Below are 21395 nucleotides of genomic sequence, written 5' to 3' on the forward strand. Positions count from 1 at the left end.
CTTCCTCGGTCCCATCATCGCCAATCCTCCCACCCATCGGCGGAATTGAATCAGCACCACGGCCCTCGATCAAGCGCGGGTTTTTCAACGGAATAAGCCCGAAGCGGAGGTGCTCAAGTGCTGACGCTCACAGATGCAGCAATCTGATCGACCGAAGCCGCCAGCTGCGCCGCAGAAGGAAAAGCGGTCGTTCCGTGCGGCTGCACCGAGTTCTGGGGCACCGATGACAGCTTCGCGGACGGAGCGCTCTTTCGCTGCGTCTGCATCAATGTCGGCTTTGGATGAAGGTAGGCACGGCATGGCCGCAAGGCCGGAGTGAGCGATCGACGAGGAGTAGGCGACACGGCCTTCGAAGTTCATGGCAGGGAGATTCAGACCCGGGGCTCGAGCGCTTGCAGCTCTTTGAACCGATGTGAACCCAGCCATCCGAACAGCATACCGGCCCGTGGCGTCATCGAAGGCCACATCCTGAGGCCTGATACACGTCTGATCGAAGACCCCGCCGACAAATTGCAAATAATGCTTGTCAAACAGGGGGCATCCACACACGCCCCGGGTTTACCGGAGAGTTTCTGGTTCAATGATTAGGCTACTTTTTCGACAGCGTTCAAGCAGCTGAAACTTGTCGCTTAGAATGGTGACGCAGGTTTTTTACAAGAGCGCTACGAAAAATGGTATGATTTCACCCTAAGGGAGGTAGTTGCTGTGACTTTTACAATCGATGCCCCTGTCGGCGCAATGCTTGGCGTTGGCTACAACGAGGCCACATTCGACCTTAGATCAGTTGCCGCCATTGGTGACATCGGCATGGATGACGATGCCAGCGGAAACCTTTCCACAGATTTTCATTTTGGAATGGTAACCAGCTCCTCGGACTTGGCCAAATCCATGGCGATTTCCGCCGGAGCCAGCGTGCGGACGCTCAATTTCGGAGCCAAAGCACAGATCGATTTCCGCGAACGCGTCTCGGTTTCTAGCCAGTCTACCAACATCTTGCTACGCATCGCTATCATGCGTCGGCCACGGAGGCTGATCAACGCCCGCCTTATTGAGGACGGCAACAACCTTCTGGCGATGCTGCCGCCGCGGACCGAACGGTTCCACGAACGGTTTGGAAGCCATTTCGTCAGGCAGATCGTGTCGGGCGGCGTATTCTACGGCGTGGCGCGAATTGAATCCGAGAGCGAAGAAAAACAGGAGGAGCTGGGCGTCGATGTGTCGCTGCGCATCGGCAATGTGCTCGGCGGCTCGGTTAACTCTTCCAACGATTTCTCTGAGAACTTCAACTCCAGTACCGACCGGATCGAGATGCACATCATGGCAATCGGCGGCTCGCCTCGCCCGGTCTTCAATATCGACCAACTGATGTCCGAGATCAGTCTATTCGAACAGGAAGTGACCAACGGGGTCGCGGTTCCCATCACGGCTGAGATGTCTCCCTTCAACCAGCTTACCCTGCCCAGCGACGACGTGACCTTTGTGCAGGAACAGGTGGCGCGCGCTCTTCTAGACGAGCTCGGCGAGAATTTTCAGGAACAGGTCGAGCTGCGCAACCAGATCGACTTCGTCCTGCGGAATCGCGACGCCTTTCAGCGATTCAATGTACAGACATTTCGCGACGCGCTCAACGAGTGCAACCGCAATCTCAACCGGATTGCGAGTGCTGCTGACAATTGTGCGCGCGACCGCGAGCTGTGCGTGTTGCCGCAAGACATCGCGCCGCCGTCGCTGGTTTTTCCAGAACGCAAGACGCCGGTCACAAGTCCACGCGAACCAAGAGAGTTTGAGATCGGGCCGCCAGTTTTTCAGGATCCTGGCGGCAATCATCGGGTCGATTTCAATCAACTTGTGATCGCTCACCAAGTTATTCCACGGCGCAATTGAAGGGATCTGTCGAATGACCATGACATCTTCAGTTCGGGCGATCGCTTGCACCCTTGCCCTACTTTTCATGCCGAGCCTCGGCGCGGCCGCCTGCGACATCGCCGAATGCAACCCGCAGACCTGCGACTCCTGGCGTCCGACCTGGACGATCAACGATTTCCCCGCCCACCAGACGGACACGACTGTCGAGCAACGGTCGCAGATTGGGGAAATCGCACGGCGGATAGCCGACAGCCACAGCGATGCTCAGCCAATCATCTGCTTGCGTCTAGTCGGCCACGCCTCGTCCTTCCGCAACATCTCCGCCAACGAATACGACCGGCGCGCCGAGACCCGGGGAGAGACCATTGCCGAAATGCTGGCTGCGTCCCTGGAAACCCATGGTCTGACTTCTTTCACTGTGCACCGGGACGAGATCGACAATGACGACGCCTTTTGCGGCGAGGTTTTGGGCTCTGACGTGACACTGATCTTCGACGGCAAGGGCAATTCCTGCCCGTTGGTAGACAACATGGTCAATTCAAGCAACGCAACCGCTCGCGCCAACCGCGCCATAAATCGGCGCGTGTCGATCTATGCAATCGACGACTCACTCCCGATTGAAACGGTCGACACATCTCCGCAAGAGGTGTGCGAGAGCTTTCCGAACCTACTCTGTGCCAACGTTCCCGACTTCATGATCGAAGGCCGGGTCTGCGCGGGCTCTTTCGCAGGCGATCTCGCCGGCTTAACCCGAGAGGAATTGAAGGCTCGAATTGAAGCAGGAACGGCAACGCATCTGTGCGGACCATTGGACTAGCAGCGCGGTGCCCAGGTGTCGCCAGGCTGGGGTGACATATCATCCCCAGTCCTACGCAGCTGTGACAGATCGCAATTCTGTAAGTCCGGATCATTGATTGGTCAAAAACGGTTCTTTGATTGCGGCTTTGTCAAGCGGGTGAGCAGGCTGTCCTTCCGGGGCCATGGTTCTCTCCGAGGTCGCGGGTCTCGGGCCTCATGATGGTGTTCGGCTGCGGATCGTCTCCGATGTCGTTTGCTGGGTGAACGGCACGGGGCCGTGTCCCAACCGTTTTTACGAGATTGACACCTCCGTCCCGTAGTGACTTCGCTTTCCCGCCTCTTCGGCGAGAATCCAGATCAGGCAGTGGCCTCCTTCGTCCATTGATAGTCTGTTCCGTTCTTCCAGAGTGTCAGCATGAGAACGGCGATCTTGCGGGCCGTTGCCACCGCAGCCTTGCGGAACCCGCGTCGTCCGGCGAGACGCACGGCCCAGCTCTTCAAGGTCGAGAAGCGTTTAACCTGGCGAATGACGCAGGATGCCGCCTCAAACTGCAGCCCGCGCATCGCGCTGTCACCGCATTTGGAGACACGACCTGACCAGTCGATTTCACCGGATTGGTGCCGCTTCGGCGTGAGGCCGAAAAACGCGCCGACATCGGACCCGCGGCTGAACCGGGTCGGATCATCAACAAGGGCGATGAAGCTGAGCGCATTGACCGGACCGACGCCAGGGATCGTCATCAGACAACGCGCCACGGGATGGCCTTGGCTTTACTCTTCACGGCCTTGTCTAGGCGGATGCGGTATGCGAGCGGATATGGTCCAGATGCCGTTATACCTCCGTATTCTCGAGCAAAATCTTCATCGAGATGGATTGGGAGCGGGTCCCAGACTTCTGCAAAATCAATCATTTCCTGCAGGTCGATGGTTTGACTCGGTCCTTGCAAGCGAGATGGCACTTCGATCTCATCAAAAAAGATCAACTTCATTTCTTATCCTCGCCTGGCGGCTGCGCTGACAACTAGAAAGTGAGTTGCCGATCGTTCAAACCTACTCCAAAGTATGAATACTCAATCGCGAAAAAATTTTTGCGTGCGTGGCACAACGCATAGGTGCCCACTCTTTGTCTGAACAGAGTTCGTAACAAAGTGAAGGTCCGGAAAGTCCGCACAACGGTCACCTGACCATCTCGGCCTGAAGGTCCGCTCTGACAGGTCCTTTCGTTTCGTGACACGTCCGCTTCTGGGCTGACAACGGTCATTGACTTCGCGAAGGACAAGTGTCGGCCTCAAACTCTTGCAAGCTCGCTGGAGTCTGCATCAACCCTGAGCATCTGGAGATCAGGACAAGGGCCGACAACAAGCGCGACGACTGGGAGGTAGCGGCCTACGGCGTGGACTTCGACATGCTGTAGCGTGGCACAGGCGCCTCGATTGATCCTCGAGTGAAGAAGTGCGGCGCTTCGTGACGATTCGACGGAAATCGTGTATCTTTCGGACGTGCGAAACCCGGTTGAGTAACAAGGATATTTACAATGGTTCGGGACGTGTTTTTGAAAAGTGCTCTTGTTCTGTCTCTGGTAGCCGCCCTTTGCCAGCCCGCCGCCGCACAATCGAGCAATCCTGGCCAGATATCCGGGTGGAAGGTATCCTGCGGAGCGGATCGCGGAGCTCTGACCAAACAGGGCAAAACCTATATTTTCCGACCCAGCAGCAATCATTGTGACGGTCACACACCTTGGGGCTGGGACCAGCGAACCGAGATCTTCTCGCGGAAGTACAGTCGCAACCTACAAGGTAGATATCTCTTCGAGACGACGGTCTCCCTGACGAGCCCCTCCAGCCAAAAATTCGATGTATTTCAGATGCATGATGCTCGGAAAGCATGTGCTCCGCCACTCAAGGTGGAATGGGGCTCGGACAATCGCGTCGCTCTACGCAGTCACTACAAAGTCGCCGGCAAGGGTGAAGACCATTGCATTCAGAACGAGCTGGTGACGGCCAATTACCAGCGAAAACAGGTTTTGAAACGTGATGGGACGAAACACCTGCTGCAGATCCTTCTCGATCTGGATGGACATGGATCATTCTCGGTGTCGGTGCTGGTCGACGGACGCCCCGCCATCCAGGGGCAGTATTCGCCGGATTTACCAGCTGGTGTCTACAAAAGCGTCTCCGGTATCCGAATGAACACTCCCAAGATCGACCGATCGCAGAAGATAAACTTCAAGCACGGCGTCTACGCCAAGAACCGTTTCCCGTTCGAGTTGCGCTCCGAAGGCATGCGCATGGTCCGCTTGAAGCAGTAGATGCGGCTCACGCCCTCCGCGCCGCGTGGTCAGACCAGAAGCACTTTGGGCATAGGCGTCTTTCGAGCGGCATTCATCGTAGTGCCCATGACGGCGAGGTCGTTTGACCCGGGGCTGGATACCTCCAACACGAATGCCGGACAGGTCAGCAAGATGCCCGTGAGATATGCGCAAACTTGTCCGGCGGGGCGCTTTCGTTGTCCCGAAACCTGCGCCGGAACGCGCATCACACCGAGACCATCCTCGGTCACGGGCAGTCTGAGCGATACGCGAACGCCACGTTCGGAGCGCCATATACCGAAACCCCAAGCTAAGCACCCACCGATGATCAGTGCGCGCTAGGCGGCGCTTTCTTAATCAATCGCAACGGGTTGGAGGTTTGCACAGGTGCCGAAACAAGCGCGACGACTGGGAGGCGGCGGCCTATGGCGTGGACTTCGACATGCTGTAGCGTGGCACAGCCTCGCTGGACAGGTTGATCAGCTACCCGTCATACCCGCTGGGGCACCCCTTGGGGCAGTCCGAACTCCGACGGAACCGAAGCTGCCTAGTAGCACAAGACTTCACGAGCGGAGCGAGTGGATGGCTGGGGTGGTAGGATTCGAACCTACGGTACACGGTACCAAAAACCGCTGCCTTACCGCTTGGCTACACCCCAACTGCGCGGGTGCATACGGCTTCCCCGCATCGGGATCAAGACCCGAGGTTCAAAAATCATGGGGCGGTTCCGGTTCGCGGGGGCGGGCTGTCCAGATCGGCCCATGCGAGGGTCGCGCGGCTGCGTCCGGCCCTTTTCGACGCGTAGAGCGCGCGGTCCGCGCGGGCGATCATTTCGGCCGGATCGGCGCCGGGTCCGCCGGCCCAGATCGCGATGCCGGCGCTGGCCGATACCCGGGCGTCGGGCACGGCCTCGCAATTCGCAATCGTGATCTTCTCGATCAGCCGGTCGCAGAGCGCGGCGAGTTGCAGCGCGTCGCTGAGATTGGGAAAGATCAGCAGGAACTCATCGCCGCCGATCCGCGCGGCGATATCATGCGGGCGGATGGTTCCGGTCAGCGTCGCGGCCACCTCGCAGAGCATGATGTCGCCCGCCGCATGGCCATGGGTATCGTTCACCTGCTTGAAGTGATCGAGATCGAGATGGATGAGCCCGAAGGCCGCCTCGTCCTCGATCAGCGCGTCGAGCGTCAGCTCCAGCGCACGGCGATTGGCAAGCCCGGTGAGCTTGTCCGTCGCCGCCTCGGCCTCGGCGGCGATGCGCGCGGATTGCAGCTTCAGGTTCAGCATGCGCGAGGCGGTCATCGCGACGCCCTGCGCCTCGATCAGGAACAGGATCTCCATGGTGAGATCGGTGGGTGCCACGTCCGAGCCGGTGATGCCGTGGCGGCGGACCGCATCGGCCACGCCGATCCCGAAGCCGAGGTCGAGCAGCGCGCCGCCATCGACCTCGCACACTGCGTGGCCCACAAGCGGCGTGTGCGGTGCCACGAAGGCGGTCACGTGCAGCTTGCGCCCGGCACGCTTGCGCAAGTCCGCCAGGGAGGCGATCCCCGCGGGCCGTTCCACCCGCAGGATATCGAAGAGCGCGCGTCCCTCGAGATCGCCCAGAACCTTGCGGATGGTGGGGCCCGCATGCAGGACCGACCCGTCCGGACCGATCTGCACATGCATCGGACAAAGCGCGTCGATCGCGGAGGGCGACACCGCGGCAGTCACGCGCCTTCCCCCGCGACGAGATCGAAGGCGCGACCGGGCATGAAGGCCTCCTTCACGAGCGTGACCCGGAAGACATCGCAGCCCGCGTCATCGGCGTGATGATCGAGCACCACGAGGGCGCCGTAATCGTCGGCCATGGCGCGCAGGAGCCCCATCAACACGCATCCCGCGCCCGGAAAGGGCGACCGGCAGGATATCTCGAACCGGTCGCCGCCCAGGTCGCTGACCGCGATCGAGGGCAGACGCAGGTCGGGCACGGCCAGGCGCATGCGGTCCGGCAGATCGTCGAGCGCATAGAGAAAATCGCGGAAATCGGTCCCGGAAAACCGCAGGAGCCGGCGCAGCGCCTGCCGCTTGGGATGGGTCACGAGATAGATGCCCACATCCTCGAGCACCGCTTCCGGCGGGCGCGCGAATTCCTGTGCTATGGCGCGGACGACGGCATTGGTGACCGTGTCCTCGTAGACCAGCATGGTCTCGAACATCGCGGTCTTCAGCCCGGCGCGGCGCGCCACCGCGGCCCAGCGATCCGCGCCGTAATTATCCTCGACGAAGAATTGCAGTGTCGCGTTTATCAGCCCGTGCATGCCGGTCTCCGGATTTCCGGAGGCAACACCTAGGCCATATGCGTTAATTTTGTCCGAATGCCCGCCGGTCAGGGCCAGAGCCAGCCTTCCAGATGGCCGATATCGGGCAGCACGACCGCGGCATGGGGCGCGAGTTCGGCGTGCTCCGCGGGGCCGGTCAGCACCGCCACCGGCACCATGCCCGCCGCCGCGGCGGCCAGCAGATCATGGGTGCTGTCGCCCACCATCGCGATCGCGCCGGGCGCCGCGCCGACCGCCTCGGCGAAGGCCAGAAGCGGGGCCGGATCGGGTTTCGCCCCAAAGCCCGAATCGCAGCCCGCGACGAAATCGAAGAAGCCGCCGATGCCCGCCGTGGCGAGATGCGCATGGGCCACGGCCTCGGCATCGTTGGTCATGACGCCCAGCCGCAGGCCCCGGTCGCGCAGGCCGCCGAGGCAGGGAGCGAGCGCCACGGGCGGCACCAGCGTGGCGGCGGCTGCGGCATCGGACAGCGCGCGCGCGATCTCCGGCGCCTCGCGCCCGGGCAGGCACTCGGCGAAGAGCGCCGCGACCTCGTCGTTGCTGCCCGCGATCACCGGGCTGTCGGCGGCGAAGCGGCCCGTCGAGAGGTCGTAGCGCACGGCGTCCGCCAGCGCGGCGCGGCGGCCTTCATCCCCGCCCGCGAGTTCGGTGATCACCTCACGCGCCCAGCCGTCCCAGGTAGCGCGGAAATCGAACAGCGTGCCGTCCTTGTCGAAGAGGATCGCCGAGATCCCGACGCGGGCGCTCAGGTCCAATGCACGGCCTCGCCGCCGGGCAGGACGGCGCGGGCCGCCATGGGCGCGGAATAATCCAGCCCCTCGGCATCGCAGAAGGCCGCGATCCAGGCATCGTCCATCAAGAGGAAGTCGAGCACCGAGGCCTGGAAGTCCGGATCGCCGAACGCGCCGCGGAACTGCGCCTCGTCCGCGCCGGTCGCGCCGAGAAACACCGGCAGGAGCGTGTCGTTTCCGGCCAGCCACCCCACCGCCTTGAGGCCGATCACCTCGGCATTTGTTCGTGAAAGGATCATTTTCACCAAATTGGAAAGAGTTTCTTAACCATCCATCATAAAGATGGGCGACAGGCAACGGACATCCCGTCCGTGCCGCCACGCAACGGTCGGAGCGCATCAATGCCAGGACGGATCATGATCGTCGATGCCCAGCCGACGACCCGTGCCCTGCTGCGGGTGAAGCTCACCTGCGCCTATTATGAGACCGAACAGGCCGAAAGCGCGGAGGAAGCGTTGCGGCTCGCCCGAGTGTTCCGGCCCAACGTGGTGATCTTCGGCGATTCCCTGCCCGGCAACGATCCCGCGCGTTTCGTGACGCGGCTGCGCGGCGTGCTGCCGGGCGAACAGATCCGCTGCGTGTTCCTGCAGGCCAAGAGCTGCGCACAGGCACGGCACAGCGCGATTGCCGCGGGGGTCGAGGATGTCATGTCCCTGCCGCTCGACCATGAATACCTTCTCGCCCGGCTTCGCTGCATCTTCCGCGCCATCGACAACGACCGCGACTCGCGGCTGCGCGAGGATGCGGACCGTGCGCTCGGCCTCGCCGAGGCGGCCCTGCCCTATCGCACCGGCGGGCGCCTGACGCTGATCCATCCCGATCCGACCGCCCTGCCCTCGGCGCTTGTCGGCGCGCTCGAACGGGTCTGGCGCGGGCGCTTCGTCCGCAAGACGCCCGAGGACATCCTGCGCCGCGACAGCGACGGGGCGGCGACCGATCTCTACCTGCTCTTCGGCGCGCCCCGGCACGAGGCGCGCACCCTCGCGCTGCTCAGCGAATTGCGCGCCCACGGCCGAACCCGGCACGCCGCCATTCTCTACGGCGCGGCGCCCGGGCAGACCGCGGAGGCGGCGCGCGCGCTCGATCTCGGGGCCGACGACGCGGTCCTCTGGGATTGCTGCCCCGAGGAGCTGGTGGCCTGGTGCGAGCGTCTGATCACGCGGCGCCGTGCCGCCGAAGCGCATCGCCTGCGCATGCAGACCGGTCTGCAGGCGGCCCTTGTCGATCCGCTGACCGGGCTCTGGAACCGCCGCTACGCCTTGCCCAATCTCGACCAGATGGTCGCGACCGCAGCGGCCACGGGCGACAGCTGCTGCGTGATGATCGCCGATCTCGATCACTTCAAGCGGGTGAACGACCGCCACGGCCACATGACCGGCGACGCGGTGCTGCGCAGCGTGGCGAAGCGCCTGCAATCGCAGCTGCGGGGCGTCGACGTGATCGCGCGGCTGGGCGGCGAGGAGTTTCTCATCCTGCTGCCCGATGCCGATCGCGATTATGCCGAAGCGACCGCGAGGCGGCTGATGGCCGCGCTTGCCGGCCGGCCGGTCACGCTGGCGCCGGGCGACACCGATATCGCGGTCTCGGTCAGTATCGGGATCGCCATGGGCCCGGGACAACCCACCGATGCGCCCTCGGGCTCGCAGCTTCTGGCCGAGGCCGACCGGGCCCTGTACCGCGCCAAGGCCGAGGGGCGCTCGCGCTGGCACTTCGCCACACCCGCCGCCAACAAGGACGGTGCGCGCTTCATGATCTCCGCCGATGCGCGCCGCAGCCTTCAGCGCCGCTTCTGGCCGGCGAGCCTTACTTCCAAACGATCCGCATAGGCGCGCCGCTCGGCCTCCGACATGGCCGCGACCCGTGCCACCAGCGCCGCCTGCCCCGCTGCGCGCCGCGCGGCGTTGCGCGCCGTCTCGGCCTCGAGCGCCGCCGCGAAGGCCGCGCTGTCGAAGGGCGTGCGGCGCAGGACCTCCAGCGCGCGGGTGGCCTCCGGCGTGACCACGCCGCGGCCCCGCTCGCGGGTCTGCCCGAATTCGAGCACGAGCCGACGCCGGTCCTCGGGCGCAAGCGCCTGCAGGAAGGCGATGCCCGCCGGGCCGCCATCGCGCCGCGGCGGCCCCTTGTCGATCCAGAGGCCCGCGATCAACCCGACGATCACGAGATTGAGCGCGACCGACACGAAGAGCACCGCCTTCACGAGGCGCGGCGTGCGCGGCTGCCCGCGCGGCGTGTCCGGAGTCCGGGGCGTTTGGGGGCTTTCGGCCATGGCTCAGCCCTCCTCCAGCACGGTCGCGAAATCGGTGCCGAAGAGCGTGCTGCCCGCCGCATTCTCCGCGCCGGTCCAGAGCACCGCCAGCGGATCGGCGATGGGGCCGGGGCCGGCGATCCCGATCCAGAGGCCCGCAAGCCCCGCCGCCGCCAGTCCCGACAGCGCGGGCCAGCCGCCCAGCGCCTCCCGGATCTGACCCAGCGCCGTGCCCCGAAGCGGCCGTGCCTCCCGGTTGCGGTGATCGGCCGCCATCCCCGCCGCCTGCTCCGCCAGCCGCGCGAGGAAGGCCGGATCCGGGCGTTCGGGCGCGTTCCGGCCCGCCTCGAAATAGCGCTCGAGCGGGTCGTCCCGCTTCTGCCCGCGTTCAGTCTTCGCCATATCCCAACTCCTCGCGTCGTCCGGCCAGCCGCGCCTCTAGGGCACGGCGGCCGCGGGCGATCAGACTTTCCGCCGCCCGCGGTCCGATGTCCATGATCCGCGCGACCTCGCGCGTGTCGCAGCCTTCGAGATGCCTGAGCACCACCGCCTGCCGCTGACGGTCGGGCAGCGTGGCCAGCGCCGCCTGCAGGGCCGAGGCACGTGCCCGCGCATCCATCGCCTCGGCCGCCCCGGGGCGGTCATCGGCGATCTCGGGTGCCGCCTCGAGCCCGGTATCGCGCAGCTTGCGCAGCCGGTCGATGCAGAGATTCGCGGTGACGCGGTAGAGCCAGGTGCGCACCTTGGCCTCGCCCGCGCGCCAGGCCGGCGCCTGCCGCCAGAGCCGCAAGAGCGCCTCCTGCGTCACGTCCTCGGCCTCGGCCCGGTCCGACAGAAGACGGTGGGCATGGGCGAAGACGCGCGGCGCGAGCCGCAGGCTGAGGACCCGTGCCGCCGCCGCATCGCCTGCGGCGAGCCGCGCCAGAAGCGCGTCGTCGCTTTCCTCGCCATTCATGTCCAGCGCCACCGCAGCCGCCCGATCTTCCAGCCGTTAGCGCGCCCCGCCATGCGCGACAAGGGCGCGGACCGGCTCAGTCCTGCCGCGCGCCGGGGCCCTGCCCGTGGCCCGGACGGCCATGGCCGCGCCCGCCACGCCGCTTTTCGAGCGCCGCGAATTCCTCGGCGCTGACGGCGCCATCGGCATCCGCGTCGAGCCGGTCGAACATCGCCGCCGGATCGCGCCAGGCGGTGATCTCGGCATAGCTGAGCGCACCGTCGCCGTTCTGGTCGAGGCGCGCGATCCGCCGCGCGATGCGCTCCGCCTGCGCGGCCTGCCGGTGGGCCAGGATCTCCGCGACGCTCAATTGCCCGTCCCCGTCGCTGTCGCGTTCGGCGAATCGCGCCGCGGCCTGTGCAGCGAGTTCGGCTTCGGTCAATTGCCCGTCCGCATCGGCATCGAGCATCTCGAAGCTCGGGCCCCGGAGGCCGTCCGCGCCGCGCATCTCCGGCGGATGCGCGAAGGCCGCGCCGCCCGCAAGAGCCGCGATGAGAAGACTGGTAGTGAAGGTGCCGTGGATCATGGTGAACTCCTGTCTGTCCGTTGCATCGCGGCCCGGAAGGCCCGTTCGGCGCTTCGTCCCGATGCATGACCCTTTCACGCGCCACTCGGCGGATTCCGTCGAATTTTCTTCGGCGCGGCCGGAAAAACTCCGCCGGCGCGCGCGCGACATCCAGCCGCAAGGACACACTGCGCCCTTCAAACGTCGGCGGCCGGGGTTCATATTCCGCCCGACACGACTCCGGAGTTCCCATGGCATCCGCCGACGAGACGATCGAGGCCCGCGCAACCTGGCCCGCCCTCATCAAGGGCTGGCGCAGGCGCTGTCCCAATTGCGGCACCGGTCCGCTTCTGTCGGGCTACCTGAAGGTGCGCGACCGCTGTCCGGTCTGCCGCGAGGCGCTGCATCACCACCGCGCGGATGACGGCCCGGCCTACCTGACGATCCTGATCGTCGGCCACCTGATGGCGCCGCTGCTGCTGATCGTGTTCGAGACATGGCGGCCCGAACCGCTGGTCCTCTTCACCATCTTTGCGGTTGGCTGTATCGGCCTTTCCCTCTACCTTCTGCCCCGATTGAAAGGGGCCATCGTCGCGTTCCAATGGGCGCGCGGCATGCACGGTTTCGGCGGCGACACCACGTGACGTGCGCCTCCGTGCCGCCCGGGCGCCGAGGCGCATCATGGCAGGGGAAAGCATGACGGAGCACGCCGCGGCCGGGGCGCCGCAAGACAAATCCGCCCTGCGCGACGCCGCGACGGTGATCGTGCTGCGCGACCGGGCGACGCGGCCCCATGTGCTGATGGGCCAGCGCGGCGCCAAGGCCGTGTTCATGCCGTCGAAATTCGTCTTTCCCGGCGGTGCCCGCGATCCCGGCGATGCCCGCGTGCCGCTGGCGGGCGAGCTGCCCGCGATCTGCCGGGACCGGCTGCAGGAAGACAGCGCGCCGGAGCCCGCCCGCGCGCTTCCGCTGACCGCGATTCGCGAATTGTTCGAAGAGACCGGGCAGATCCTCGGCACCCCGGCGGACTGGCCGGACCCGCCCGCCGATTGGCGCGCCTTCGCGGCGACCGGGCACCGGCCCTCGGCGGAAGCGCTGCAATTCGTGTTCCGCGCGATCACGCCCCCCGGCAGGCCGCGCCGCTTCGACGCGCGGTTCTTCCTCGCCGATGCCGAGGCGCTGGCCTCCGACCCGGACGATTTCAGCGCCGCCTCGGATGAGCTGTCGCATCTGCGCTGGGTCGCGCTCGACGAGGTCCGCGCGCTCGACATGCCCTTCATCACCGAAGTGGTCCTGGCCGAGATCGCGGCCCGCGCCGCCGATCCCGCGCCACCCGTCTCGGTGCCGTTCTTCCGCAACGATGACGAGGAAAGCCTGTTCCTGCGGCTGCGCGGCGAACGGCTGATCTGAGATGCGCCACGGCGTTTGCCGCCCGCGCCGAATGTCCGCAACGACGCGCCGCGCCCCTGTCACGACCGGACCGGAAATACCTCTCGGGGGAGCGCGAGGGGGCAGACAGCCCCCTCGCTTTCCAGGCGCGTCATGGACGCAAGCTTAACGGCGATGACCCGCGCCCCGCCAAGGCCTCAAACCGCGCCGCGATCAGGTCTCGCGAGCGAGCGCCTCGGCCAGATCCGTGCGTTCCCACGAAAACCCGCCATCGGCTTCCGGATCGCGCCCGAAATGCCCATAGGCCGCCGTGCGCGCATAGATCGGCCGGTTCAGGTCGAGATGCGTGCGGATGCCGCGCGGGGTGAGGTCCATGACCTTCGGGATGGCCTTCTCGATCGCCGCCGGCTCCACCTCGCCGGTGCCGAACGTGTCGCAATAGATGGACAGGGGCTTCGCGACACCGATCGCGTAGGAGAGCTGGATCGTGCAGCGCTCCGCGAGCCCTGCCGCCACCACGTTCTTCGCCAGGTACCGCGCCGCATAGGCCGCCGAGCGGTCGACCTTGGTCGGATCCTTGCCGGAAAACGCGCCGCCGCCATGGGGCGCCGCGCCGCCATAGGTGTCGACGATGATCTTGCGGCCCGTGAGACCCGCATCGCCGTCGGGCCCCCCGATCACGAAGGTGCCGGTGGGGTTCACCCACCATTCCGTGGAGGCGTCGATCCAGCCGTCGGGCAGCACGTCGCGGATATAGGGCTCCACGATGGCGCGGATATCGTCGGAGCTCTGGCTGTCATCGGCGTGCTGCGTCGAGAGCACGATCTGCGTGACCCCCACCGGCTTGCCGTTCTCGTAGCGCACCGAGAGCTGGGTCTTGGCGTCGGGCCGCAGAAGCGGCTCTTCGCCCGATTTGCGCACCTCGGCCAGCCGCCGCAGGATCGCGTGGCTGAACAGGATCGGCGCCGGCATCAGCGCGTCGGTCTCGTTCGTGGCATAGCCGAACATGATGCCCTGGTCGCCCGCGCCCTCGTCGCCGCGCTCGCCGGTGACACCTTGCGCGATATGCGCCGATTGCTCGTGCAGCAGGTTGGTGATCTCGCAGGTGTTCCAGTGGAACTTGTCCTGCTCGTAGCCGATGTCGCGGATGCAGTCGCGGGCGATGTCGGGAATGCGGCCCATATACTCGGCGAGCTTGGCCTGGTCGGTCAGCCCGACCTCGCCGCCGATGACGACGCGGTTGGTGGTGGCGAAGGTCTCGCAGGCGACGCGCGCCAGCGGGTCTTCCGCCAGAAGCGCATCGAGGATCGCGTCCGAAATCCGGTCGCACACCTTGTCGGGATGCCCCTCGGAGACGGACTCGGAGGTGAAGATATAATCGTTACGGGCCATGGGAAGTGCTCCATTAGGGTCTGCTGTCACGCCAGGAAGCCGTTGTGACAGGGAATAAGGTCGAGTTATCCGCGCAGCCCGGTGCCGTCAATCGGATTGCGCCGCAGAGAGGCGACGCCCAGCGCCACGAGCCCGAGAAGACACAACAGGATCGGCCAGTCGCCGGTGCGGCTGTAAAGCGTCGGCGGCAAGGGCGGCGGGATCGCGGCATCCACGTGCCCGGACAGGCCGAGGCCCAGCCGCGCGGTGATGCGGCCCTGCCCGTCGATCACCGCCGACACGCCGGTATTGGCCGCCCGCATCACCGGCAGCCCCTGCTCGATAGCACGCAGCCGGGCCTGCATGAGGTGCTGGTAGGGCCCGGACCATTGCCCGAACCACGCATCGTTGGTCATCTGCAGGATCATGTCCGCGCGCGCGGGCGCCCCGCCGACATCCTGCGGAAAGACCGCCTCGTAGCAGATCAGCGGCAGCGCCGTGCCGAGATCGCCGAGATCGATCAGCCGCGGGCCCGGCCCCGCGGAATAGCCGTATTCGGCGCGCTGCGCGAGGCCCGAGACCTCGATATGCCGGAACAGCCACGCGGCGGGCATGTATTCCCCGAACGGCACGAGGTGATGCTTGTCATAAGTGTCGCGCACCGCCCCGTCCGGGCCGATCAGCACCGAGGAATTGTAGTAGCGGTCCGCTTCGGCGCGCTGGATGCCGATCAGCACGGGCACCGGTCCCGCGGCGTCCGAGACGATGCGCAGCGCCTCGCCCGCATGGTTCAGAAGCATCGGCAGCGCGGTTTCCGGCCACAGGATCAGGTCCGGCTGCGGCCCGGCCGCGGTGGCGCGAATCTGCCGTTCGAAGAACATCTGCGCGCGGCCGGGCAGCCATTTCTCGGCCTGCGGGGCGTTCGGCTGCACAAGACGAATCACCGGGCGGCCCTCTTCGGGCGCGGGCGGCGCGATCCTTGCCCAGCCGATGCCAAAGAGCATCGCCGCCCCGAGGCAGGCCGCAAGCCCGGCGCGCCAATCGCGCTGCCCGAGCGCGCTGACCGTCAGCGCCACCAGCGCGAGGAGCAACAGGTTGAGCCCGTGCGGCCCGATCCAGGCCAGCCATTGCACGGCGGTCGTGGGCGCCAGCACGTAGCCCACCATGCCCCAGGGAAAGCCCGTCAGCATGTAGGCCCGGGCGAGTTCCGACAGCGCCCAGAGCGGCACGATCAGCCAGGGCGCCGAAAACCGCGCGGCGACCCAGGCGGGCCAGGCCCAGAAGAGCGCGAAGCCCCCCGCCGCAAGCACCAGCGCGAAGGGCGCCATCCAGCCCGTGACCGCCGCATCAACAAGGAAAGGCTCCACCAGCCAGCTCATGGAAAATCCGAAATAGCCCGCGCCGAAGGCCCAGGCGGTCCAGCCTGCCTGCCGGGGCGTGGCGGCCGCGCGGATCAGCCAGAGCGCGCCGCCCAGCGCCACAAGTGCCAGATACCACAGGTCGAAGGGCGCCTGACCGGTCGCGAAGATCAGCCCCAGAAACAGCGCGCCGCCCGCGAGCTTGGCCTGGCTCGGCGTTTCGGCGTCGAGGGTCGTCTCAGCCATTCTGACCGGTCTGCGCCCCTTGTGCGCGCACGCTGGCGGCGACGGCGGTGCCCTGGGCGCCCGGCATGCGCACGCGCAGCCGCTTGATCCGGCGCGGATCGGCTTCCACCACCTCGAATTCGAGGCCCGCGGGATGCGGCACCACCTCGCCCCGGGCGGGCACGTGGCCCGCCAGCACGAAGACGAGCCCGCCCAGCGTCTCGATCTCCTCGCCGTCGATTTCCTCGTCCTCGGTCAGGTCGAGGCCGATCTCCGCCTCGAATTCCTCAAGCTGGGTCTTGGCGAGCACCAGATAGCAGCCGGGTTTCTCAAGCCGCCAGTTCTTGCCTTCCTCGGTGTCGTGTTCGTCCTCGATCTCGCCGATGACCTGTTCAATGAGGTCCTCGATCGTGACGAGGCCGTCGACGCCGCCATATTCGTCGATCACCAGCGCCATGTGCCGGCGCTCGGTCTGCATCTTGGTCAGCAGCACCCCGATGGGCATGGAGGGCGGCACGAAGAGAAGCGGCCGCAGCATCTTCTTGAGATTGAAGCGCGTGCCCTTGCCGTTGAAGCCGTGCATGAGCGCGAAATCCTTCAGATGCGCCATGCCGATGGGGGTATCGAGCGTGCCGGAGTAGACCGGAAGCCGGGTGAGGCCGGTATCGCGGAACACCTTCACCAATTCGTCCTTGGTGATCGAGTCGGGAACGGCGACGATATCGGCCTTCGGGATGGAGACGTCGTCGACGCGCATCCGCCGCAGATTGGCGAGGCCATGCGTCTGTCGCGCCATGACCGGGGTTGCCTGTCCGTCTGTCCCGTCCTCGTCGGAGGTCCCGCCCATGCCCTCGAAGAGCCAGCGGAAAAATCCCGGCCTGTCTTCTGCGTCGTCTGCTTGCGCGCCTTGCGCTGCATTAGACGATGCGTCGCTGTCGCCCATTTCTTGTTCCGTCCTTTCCTTGGGTCCCTAGAGGGCCCTGTCCGCCGTATATGGGTCCTGAATGCCCATTTGTCCAAGTATCCGCGTCTCCAACGCCTCCATCAATGTGGCGTCGGCATCACGCACGTGGTCATAGCCTAGCAGATGCAACACACCATGAACGATCAAATGCGTGACATGGTGATCGGCGGAAAGGCGCTGTTCGCGCGCCTCCGCGAGGCAGGTCTCGCGGGCGATGGCGATATCGCCGAGGAAATGCGGCTCCGGGCCCTCGGTCTCGGGGCGCAGGGGCGGCGCGCCCGGCTCGTCCGGAGAGAGATCCTCCTCGGGCCAGCTCAGCACGTTGGTGGGCTGCGGCTTGCCGCGGAAATCGGCGTTCAGCGTGGCGATGCGGGCATCGTCGCAGCCCAGAACCGCGATCTCGAAGGCGTCGGGATCGAGATCGAGCGCGATCAGCGCCGCCCGCGCCGCCGCCTCGGCGCGCGCCGGCAGATCGAGCGCTTCCCAGCCCGCATCCTCGAGGATCGTCTCGGTCAGCATCGCGCGGCCCGGCTCACGCGCTCTCGGCGTCCTTGTCGTAGGCGTTGATGATCGCCGCCACCAGCGGGTGCCGCACCACATCGGCGGCGGTGAAGTAGTTGAACGAGATGCGGTCGATCTGCGTCAGGATCCGCTCCGCGTCGCGCAGGCCCGATTGCACGCCGCGCGGCAGGTCGACCTGGCTGCGATCGCCGGTGATGACCATGCGCGAGCCCTCGCCCAGGCGGGTCAGGAACATCTTCATCTGCATCGAGGTGGCATTCTGCGCCTCGTCCAGCACCACGAAGGCATTGGCGAGCGTCCGGCCCCGCATGAATGCGAGCGGCGCGATCTCGACGGTCTTCTCTTCCATCATCTTGGCCAGCGTCTTGCCCGGCAGGAAGTCGTTCAGCGCGTCGTAGAGCGGCTGCATGTAGGGGTCGATCTTGTCCTTCATGTCACCCGGCAGGAAGCCCAGCCGTTCGCCCGCCTCGACCGCGGGGCGCGACAGGATGATCTTGTCGACCATGCCGTTGATATACATGTTCACGCCCACCGCCACGGCGAGATAGGTCTTGCCGGTGCCCGCCGGGCCGATGCCGAAGGCCAGCTCGTTGTCGTAAAGCGCGCGGACATAGGCCTTCTGCGCCTCGGTGCGCGGCTCGACGAGTTTCTTGCGGGTCTTGATCTCGACCGTGCCGCCCGAGAACATCTCGAGCTGGTCCTCGGCCGCGGGCTCGGCGTTCATGCGGAACTCGCGGTCGATATCGCCGCGCTCCACACCCTTGCCCTGTTCGAGCCGGTTGTAGAGGCTGGTCAGCACCTCCACGGCTTCCTTCTGGGCATCGGGTTCGCCATGCACGGCCAGGTGGTTGCCGCGGCGCAGGATCTGCACGCCCAGACGGCCTTCGATATCGGTCAGGTTGCGGTCAAATTCGCCGCAGAGTTCGATAAGCAATCGGTTATCGGGAAATTCGATCGAGGCGTCGGTCAGGGTGCCTGTCGTCACGCAGCTCTCCGTGTTTGCGGTTCTGTCTTCACTGTTTCAAGCGCAGGGCGGATGGGCAAGACAGAAGCGGCGTCCATCCCTGCCTTCGCATATAAAAACGCCGCGCCAAGGATACGACCCCGGCGCGGCGCTGGTGTTGGGATATGCAGGCGCCAATCAGAGCGGATCGCCGATGATCGAGGTGGAGCCCTGCTTGAAATCGCCGGTGGCGACGGTCGGCGGTGCCGAGCCCGAGCAGACCGGGCGGCCGTACTTGTCGATCCGCGCCGAGAGGTAGCCCTCGACGCCGTCGTCGATGATCCAGTGATCGCAGCCGTTGGGATCGACCCAGATGCCCGCGCGCATGGTCGACAGGTCGTCGGCATCGATGCCGCGGTCGATGGACTTGTCCGGCCCGTAGCCGCCGAGCCCGTCGGCAAGCTCGCATCCCGAAAGGGACGCCGCGGCAAGCCCGATCAGGGCGAGTTTCGTGATGTTCATGTCCCTCGTCCCCTCAGCGGATGCAGATGATTTCGACGCGGCGGTTCTTCGCCATGCCCGCCGTCGACGCGTTCGACGCGACCGGCATCCGTTCGCCGTAGCCGCGCACATCGACGATGCGGGCGCCCACGGACTTGCCGACCGCGGCGACCGAGTTCGCCCGGTTGTAGCTCAGGCGCATGTTGTACTGGTCGCTGGCCCGGCTGTCGGTATGCCCGACGATCACGAAGGCGGTGGCCGAGGCGCTGCGGAAGAACTCCGCGAGGCGCTGCTTGCCGGCGCTGCTGATGCGGTAGCTGTCGGTGGCGAAGAACTGGTCGGAATTCATCACGCCGCAGACATTGCCCCGGCGGCAGACCGGGATGCCCTTGCGATTGACATGGGGGCTCATGTAGCCCTCGACGCCGTCATCCATCACCCAGTGCTCGCAGCCGTCGGGATCGACCCAGATGCCCGGGATGTAGCGTTCACCGACGATCGTCGTCGTGTTCTGCGTCGAGATCACCGGCACGCGCGCCTCCGCGGTGTCGGCAACCGCCGCGCCGGGCAGCACCGCCGATGCGGCCACCACCGCGCCGAGCAGGGCCGCCTTGGCGGACTTGAAAACGGAATAAGCCACAGCCTTCGTTCCTTTAATCATTATCATTGCCCCCTACCTTGCGCGACGGCGAACGCACCAGAAAACGCAAAGCCACTATAATCAACACTTTAGCAGCTAATCGACATCTGTGAAGAAAATTCCACAAGATATTGTGTCCGGGCCGGAAACAATGCCCAGCCCGCCACAATCCTGACACAATCCGGATTTTCGAAATATTTAACAGCCGGTTAGTTAAAAATGACCCGGCAATGACCGTTCAGAGGAGCGTGCCAGTCAGCGAATTCGGACCAGATGCGGTGATGCGCACCCGTCGAAGATCGCCCGGCGCCACGTCCGCGCCCGCCACGTGGACCGCGTGCAGATATTCCGATTTTCCGCCCATCTGGCCGGGCATCCGCCCGGGCTTTTCGAACAGCACTTGCACGTCGCGGCCGACCATCGCATCCTGCAGCGCGCGCTGCTGGCGGGTCAGAAGCGCCTGCAGCCGGTGCAGGCGGTCGGTCTTCTCGTCCTCGGGCACCTGCGCGCGTTCCGCCGCGGGCGTGCCGGGTCGGGTCGAATACTTGAACGAGAAGGCCGAGCCGTACTCGGCCGCCTCCACGAGATCGAGCGTGGCCTGGAAATCCGCCTCGGTCTCTTCCGGAAAGCCGACGATGAAATCGCCCGACAGGTGCAGATCGGGCCGCGCCGCGCGCAGCCGCTCGATCAGCGCAAGGTAGCTTTCCGCCGTGTGCTGCCGGTTCATCCGCTTGAGGATGCGGTCCGATCCGGACTGCACCGGCAGGTGCAGATAGGGCATCAACTTGTCGCAATCGCCATGCGCTGCGATCAGGTCGTCATCCATGTCGTTCGGGTGCGAGGTGGTGAAGCGAATGCGCGCCAGACCGTCGATCTTGGCCAGTTCGCGCACCAGCCGCGCCAGCGACCAATCGGCCCCGTCCGGACCGATGCCGTGATAGGCATTCACGTTCTGGCCCAGCAGGGTGATCTCGCGCACGCCGCGATCGACCAGATCGCGCGCCTCGGTCAGCACCCGGTCCACCGGGCGGGAGACCTCGGCCCCGCGGGTATAGGGCACGACGCAGAAGGCGCAGAACTTGTCGCAGCCCTCCTGCACGGTCAGGAAGGCCGAGGGCGCCCGGCGCGCCTTGGGACGCGCCTTGAGGTGGCCGAACTTGTCCTCGTCGGGAAATTCGGTGTCGAGCGCGCGAGCCCCGCCTTGCGTCTTGGCCAGCAGGTCGGGCAGCCGGTGATAGCTCTGCGGTCCCACCACCAAGTCGACCATCGGCTGACGGCGCACGATCTCGGCGCCCTCGGCCTGCGCGACGCAGCCCGCCACGCCGATCTTCAGATCGGGCTTCGCGGCCTTCAGCCCCTTGTAGCGGCCAAGCTCGGAATAGACCTTCTCGGCGGCCTTCTCGCGGATATGGCAGGTGTTCAGAAGGATCATGTCCGCGTCGTCGGGCGTGTCGGTCTCGACATAGCCCTCGCCGCCCAGCGCTTCGGCCATGCGTTCGCTGTCATAGACATTCATCTGGCAGCCATAGGTCTTGATGAACAGCTTTTTCGGTGCGGTCATGGCAGGGCACTCCGGGGTCGGGATGAGCCGCGCACATAGCGCAGAAGCGCGGCCTCTTGCAATGCACACCGAATTTCAGGACTCTCCTGC

General features: G+C 65.6%; 24 protein-coding genes, 1 tRNA gene and 1 riboswitch. Of the genes, 6 read left to right on the forward strand and 19 right to left on the reverse strand.

Annotated features, from left to right (window positions below):
• Nucleotides 1-705: 705 nt before the first annotated feature.
• Together BW990_RS18275 and BW990_RS18280 are read left to right on the forward strand one after the other, a co-directional pair.
• Complete coding sequence (locus BW990_RS18275; RefSeq protein WP_076450397.1) at nucleotides 706-1884, forward strand: MAC/perforin domain-containing protein; 1179 nt, start codon at nucleotides 706-708, stop codon at nucleotides 1882-1884.
• A 13-nt stretch (nucleotides 1885-1897) separates the two neighbouring features.
• Complete coding sequence (locus BW990_RS18280; RefSeq protein WP_076450399.1) at nucleotides 1898-2683, forward strand: hypothetical protein; 786 nt, start codon at nucleotides 1898-1900, stop codon at nucleotides 2681-2683.
• A gap of 338 nt (nucleotides 2684-3021) precedes the next feature.
• Here BW990_RS18280 and BW990_RS18285 read toward each other — a convergent pair whose 3' ends face one another.
• Nucleotides 3022-3405, reverse strand: coding sequence for a transposase (locus BW990_RS18285; protein WP_234990304.1), 384 nt, complete (start codon nucleotides 3403-3405; stop codon nucleotides 3022-3024).
• The gene (locus tag BW990_RS21145; protein WP_083950712.1) at nucleotides 3405-3653 is read right to left on the reverse strand and encodes a hotdog family protein; all 249 of its coding nucleotides are present in this window, start codon (nucleotides 3651-3653) and stop codon (nucleotides 3405-3407) included. Before BW990_RS21145 ends, BW990_RS18285 begins: the two co-directional genes overlap by 1 nt.
• A gap of 545 nt (nucleotides 3654-4198) precedes the next feature.
• Between BW990_RS21145 and BW990_RS21640 the strand changes: the two genes are divergently transcribed.
• The gene (locus BW990_RS21640; protein WP_143526279.1) at nucleotides 4199-4972 is read left to right on the forward strand and encodes a hypothetical protein; all 774 of its coding nucleotides are present in this window, start codon (nucleotides 4199-4201) and stop codon (nucleotides 4970-4972) included.
• 583 nt (nucleotides 4973-5555) lie between these two features.
• On the opposite strand, the gene BW990_RS18290 is transcribed toward BW990_RS21640, so the two are convergent.
• The 5 genes from BW990_RS18290 to BW990_RS22365 all read right to left on the reverse strand — a co-directional run bounded on the left by BW990_RS18290 (nucleotide 5556) and on the right by BW990_RS22365 (nucleotide 8326).
• Nucleotides 5556-5630, reverse strand: a tRNA-Gln gene (locus BW990_RS18290).
• Between the two features lie 56 nt (nucleotides 5631-5686).
• The gene (locus BW990_RS18295) at nucleotides 5687-6688 is read right to left on the reverse strand and encodes a GGDEF domain-containing protein (protein WP_083950713.1); all 1002 of its coding nucleotides are present in this window, start codon (nucleotides 6686-6688) and stop codon (nucleotides 5687-5689) included.
• The gene (locus tag BW990_RS18300; RefSeq protein WP_076450401.1) at nucleotides 6685-7275 is read right to left on the reverse strand and encodes a heme NO-binding domain-containing protein; all 591 of its coding nucleotides are present in this window, start codon (nucleotides 7273-7275) and stop codon (nucleotides 6685-6687) included. The genes BW990_RS18295 and BW990_RS18300 overlap by 4 nt, the downstream gene beginning before the upstream one ends.
• A gap of 68 nt (nucleotides 7276-7343) precedes the next feature.
• Nucleotides 7344-8051, reverse strand: coding sequence for an HAD family hydrolase (locus tag BW990_RS21150; protein ID WP_234990305.1), 708 nt, complete (start codon nucleotides 8049-8051; stop codon nucleotides 7344-7346).
• Nucleotides 8042-8326, reverse strand: coding sequence for a DUF3572 domain-containing protein (locus tag BW990_RS22365; RefSeq protein ID WP_076450404.1), 285 nt, complete (start codon nucleotides 8324-8326; stop codon nucleotides 8042-8044). The genes BW990_RS21150 and BW990_RS22365 overlap by 10 nt, the downstream gene beginning before the upstream one ends.
• A gap of 102 nt (nucleotides 8327-8428) precedes the next feature.
• On the opposite strand from BW990_RS22365, the gene BW990_RS18315 reads away from it, so the two are divergent.
• Nucleotides 8429-9913, forward strand: coding sequence for a diguanylate cyclase (locus tag BW990_RS18315; protein WP_083950715.1), 1485 nt, complete (start codon nucleotides 8429-8431; stop codon nucleotides 9911-9913).
• Here the strand turns inward: BW990_RS18315 and BW990_RS18320 are convergent.
• The 4 genes from BW990_RS18320 to BW990_RS18335 form a co-directional block, all read right to left on the reverse strand.
• On the reverse strand, nucleotides 9865-10353 hold the full coding sequence (locus BW990_RS18320) for a periplasmic heavy metal sensor (RefSeq protein ID WP_076450409.1): 489 nt from the start codon (nucleotides 10351-10353) through the stop codon (nucleotides 9865-9867). The genes BW990_RS18315 and BW990_RS18320 overlap by 49 nt on opposite strands.
• Before the next feature lie 3 nt (nucleotides 10354-10356).
• The gene (locus tag BW990_RS18325) at nucleotides 10357-10734 is read right to left on the reverse strand and encodes a hypothetical protein (protein WP_076450411.1); all 378 of its coding nucleotides are present in this window, start codon (nucleotides 10732-10734) and stop codon (nucleotides 10357-10359) included.
• Nucleotides 10721-11287 carry a sigma-70 family RNA polymerase sigma factor gene (locus tag BW990_RS18330; RefSeq protein WP_076450552.1) on the reverse strand — a complete coding sequence of 189 codons (567 nt, stop codon included), beginning with the start codon at nucleotides 11285-11287 and terminating at the stop codon, nucleotides 10721-10723. Before BW990_RS18330 ends, BW990_RS18325 begins: the two co-directional genes overlap by 14 nt.
• A gap of 76 nt (nucleotides 11288-11363) precedes the next feature.
• A complete protein-coding gene (locus tag BW990_RS18335) occupies nucleotides 11364-11852 on the reverse strand; it encodes an EF-hand domain-containing protein (protein WP_076450414.1) in 489 nt (162 codons plus the stop codon).
• A 230-nt stretch (nucleotides 11853-12082) separates the two neighbouring features.
• Between BW990_RS18335 and BW990_RS18340 the strand changes: the two genes are divergently transcribed.
• Together BW990_RS18340 and BW990_RS18345 are read left to right on the forward strand one after the other, a co-directional pair.
• Nucleotides 12083-12475: a DUF983 domain-containing protein gene (locus BW990_RS18340; protein WP_076450416.1), complete on the forward strand. Its 393-nt coding sequence runs from the start codon at nucleotides 12083-12085 to the stop codon at nucleotides 12473-12475.
• Nucleotides 12476-12527: 52 nt separating this feature from the next.
• Nucleotides 12528-13241: an NUDIX hydrolase gene (locus BW990_RS18345; protein ID WP_076450419.1), complete on the forward strand. Its 714-nt coding sequence runs from the start codon at nucleotides 12528-12530 to the stop codon at nucleotides 13239-13241.
• A 192-nt stretch (nucleotides 13242-13433) separates the two neighbouring features.
• Here BW990_RS18345 and metK read toward each other — a convergent pair whose 3' ends face one another.
• From metK to miaB, 8 genes are all read right to left on the reverse strand, one after another.
• Nucleotides 13434-14612, reverse strand: a complete 1179-nt coding sequence (gene metK, locus BW990_RS18350) for a methionine adenosyltransferase (RefSeq protein ID WP_076450421.1) — start codon at nucleotides 14610-14612, stop codon at nucleotides 13434-13436.
• Between the two features lie 6 nt (nucleotides 14613-14618).
• A riboswitch (SAM-SAH riboswitch) is annotated at nucleotides 14619-14666 on the reverse strand.
• A gap of 11 nt (nucleotides 14667-14677) precedes the next feature.
• Nucleotides 14678-16195: an apolipoprotein N-acyltransferase gene (gene lnt / locus BW990_RS18355; RefSeq protein ID WP_076450423.1), complete on the reverse strand. Its 1518-nt coding sequence runs from the start codon at nucleotides 16193-16195 to the stop codon at nucleotides 14678-14680.
• Entirely contained in the window at nucleotides 16188-17117 is a 930-nt protein-coding gene (locus BW990_RS18360; protein ID WP_076450425.1) for a transporter associated domain-containing protein, read from the reverse strand. The genes lnt and BW990_RS18360 overlap by 8 nt, the downstream gene beginning before the upstream one ends.
• A gap of 27 nt (nucleotides 17118-17144) precedes the next feature.
• Nucleotides 17145-17657, reverse strand: a complete 513-nt coding sequence (ybeY, locus tag BW990_RS18365; protein ID WP_076450427.1) for an rRNA maturation RNase YbeY — start codon at nucleotides 17655-17657, stop codon at nucleotides 17145-17147.
• 13 nt (nucleotides 17658-17670) lie between these two features.
• Nucleotides 17671-18645 (reverse strand): PhoH family protein, encoded by a 975-nt coding sequence (locus BW990_RS18370; protein WP_076450429.1) that lies wholly within the window; start codon nucleotides 18643-18645, stop codon nucleotides 17671-17673.
• A gap of 156 nt (nucleotides 18646-18801) precedes the next feature.
• Nucleotides 18802-19125, reverse strand: coding sequence for a hypothetical protein (locus tag BW990_RS18375; protein ID WP_076450432.1), 324 nt, complete (start codon nucleotides 19123-19125; stop codon nucleotides 18802-18804).
• A 13-nt stretch (nucleotides 19126-19138) separates the two neighbouring features.
• Nucleotides 19139-19765 (reverse strand): OmpA family protein, encoded by a 627-nt coding sequence (locus BW990_RS18380; RefSeq protein ID WP_083950717.1) that lies wholly within the window; start codon nucleotides 19763-19765, stop codon nucleotides 19139-19141.
• A gap of 217 nt (nucleotides 19766-19982) precedes the next feature.
• Nucleotides 19983-21305: a tRNA (N6-isopentenyl adenosine(37)-C2)-methylthiotransferase MiaB gene (miaB, locus tag BW990_RS18385; RefSeq protein WP_076450435.1), complete on the reverse strand. Its 1323-nt coding sequence runs from the start codon at nucleotides 21303-21305 to the stop codon at nucleotides 19983-19985.
• Nucleotides 21306-21395 lie beyond the last annotated feature (90 nt).

It is taken from the genome of Roseivivax lentus (assembly GCF_900156805.1).
Lineage (GTDB): Bacteria > Pseudomonadota > Alphaproteobacteria > Rhodobacterales > Rhodobacteraceae > Roseivivax > Roseivivax lentus.

Bases quoted from the DNA above. Each gene is read 5' to 3' on its own strand.
- BW990_RS18280 (WP_076450399.1), top strand. From the start codon at position 1,898: ATGACCATGACATCTTCAGTTCGGGCGATCGCTTGCACCCTTGCCCTA.
- BW990_RS18285 (WP_234990304.1), bottom strand. From the start codon at position 3,405: ATGACGATCCCTGGCGTCGGTCCGGTCAATGCGCTCAGCTTCATCGCC.
- BW990_RS21145 (WP_083950712.1), bottom strand. From the start codon at position 3,653: ATGAAGTTGATCTTTTTTGATGAGATCGAAGTGCCATCTCGCTTGCAA.
- BW990_RS21640 (WP_143526279.1), top strand. From the start codon at position 4,199: ATGGTTCGGGACGTGTTTTTGAAAAGTGCTCTTGTTCTGTCTCTGGTA.
- BW990_RS18300 (WP_076450401.1), bottom strand. From the start codon at position 7,275: ATGCACGGGCTGATAAACGCGACACTGCAATTCTTCGTCGAGGATAAT.
- BW990_RS22365 (WP_076450404.1), bottom strand. From the start codon at position 8,326: ATGATCCTTTCACGAACAAATGCCGAGGTGATCGGCCTCAAGGCGGTG.
- BW990_RS18315 (WP_083950715.1), top strand. From the start codon at position 8,429: ATGCCAGGACGGATCATGATCGTCGATGCCCAGCCGACGACCCGTGCC.
- BW990_RS18320 (WP_076450409.1), bottom strand. From the start codon at position 10,353: ATGGCCGAAAGCCCCCAAACGCCCCGGACTCCGGACACGCCGCGCGGG.
- BW990_RS18325 (WP_076450411.1), bottom strand. From the start codon at position 10,734: ATGGCGAAGACTGAACGCGGGCAGAAGCGGGACGACCCGCTCGAGCGC.
- BW990_RS18330 (WP_076450552.1), bottom strand. From the start codon at position 11,287: ATGAATGGCGAGGAAAGCGACGACGCGCTTCTGGCGCGGCTCGCCGCA.
- BW990_RS18335 (WP_076450414.1), bottom strand. From the start codon at position 11,852: ATGATCCACGGCACCTTCACTACCAGTCTTCTCATCGCGGCTCTTGCG.
- BW990_RS18340 (WP_076450416.1), top strand. From the start codon at position 12,083: ATGGCATCCGCCGACGAGACGATCGAGGCCCGCGCAACCTGGCCCGCC.
- BW990_RS18345 (WP_076450419.1), top strand. From the start codon at position 12,528: ATGACGGAGCACGCCGCGGCCGGGGCGCCGCAAGACAAATCCGCCCTG.
- metK (WP_076450421.1), bottom strand. From the start codon at position 14,612: ATGGCCCGTAACGATTATATCTTCACCTCCGAGTCCGTCTCCGAGGGG.
- lnt (WP_076450423.1), bottom strand. From the start codon at position 16,195: ATGGCTGAGACGACCCTCGACGCCGAAACGCCGAGCCAGGCCAAGCTC.
- BW990_RS18360 (WP_076450425.1), bottom strand. From the start codon at position 17,117: ATGGGCGACAGCGACGCATCGTCTAATGCAGCGCAAGGCGCGCAAGCA.
- ybeY (WP_076450427.1), bottom strand. From the start codon at position 17,657: ATGCTGACCGAGACGATCCTCGAGGATGCGGGCTGGGAAGCGCTCGAT.
- BW990_RS18375 (WP_076450432.1), bottom strand. From the start codon at position 19,125: ATGAACATCACGAAACTCGCCCTGATCGGGCTTGCCGCGGCGTCCCTT.
- BW990_RS18380 (WP_083950717.1), bottom strand. From the start codon at position 19,765: ATGATTAAAGGAACGAAGGCTGTGGCTTATTCCGTTTTCAAGTCCGCC.
- miaB (WP_076450435.1), bottom strand. From the start codon at position 21,305: ATGACCGCACCGAAAAAGCTGTTCATCAAGACCTATGGCTGCCAGATG.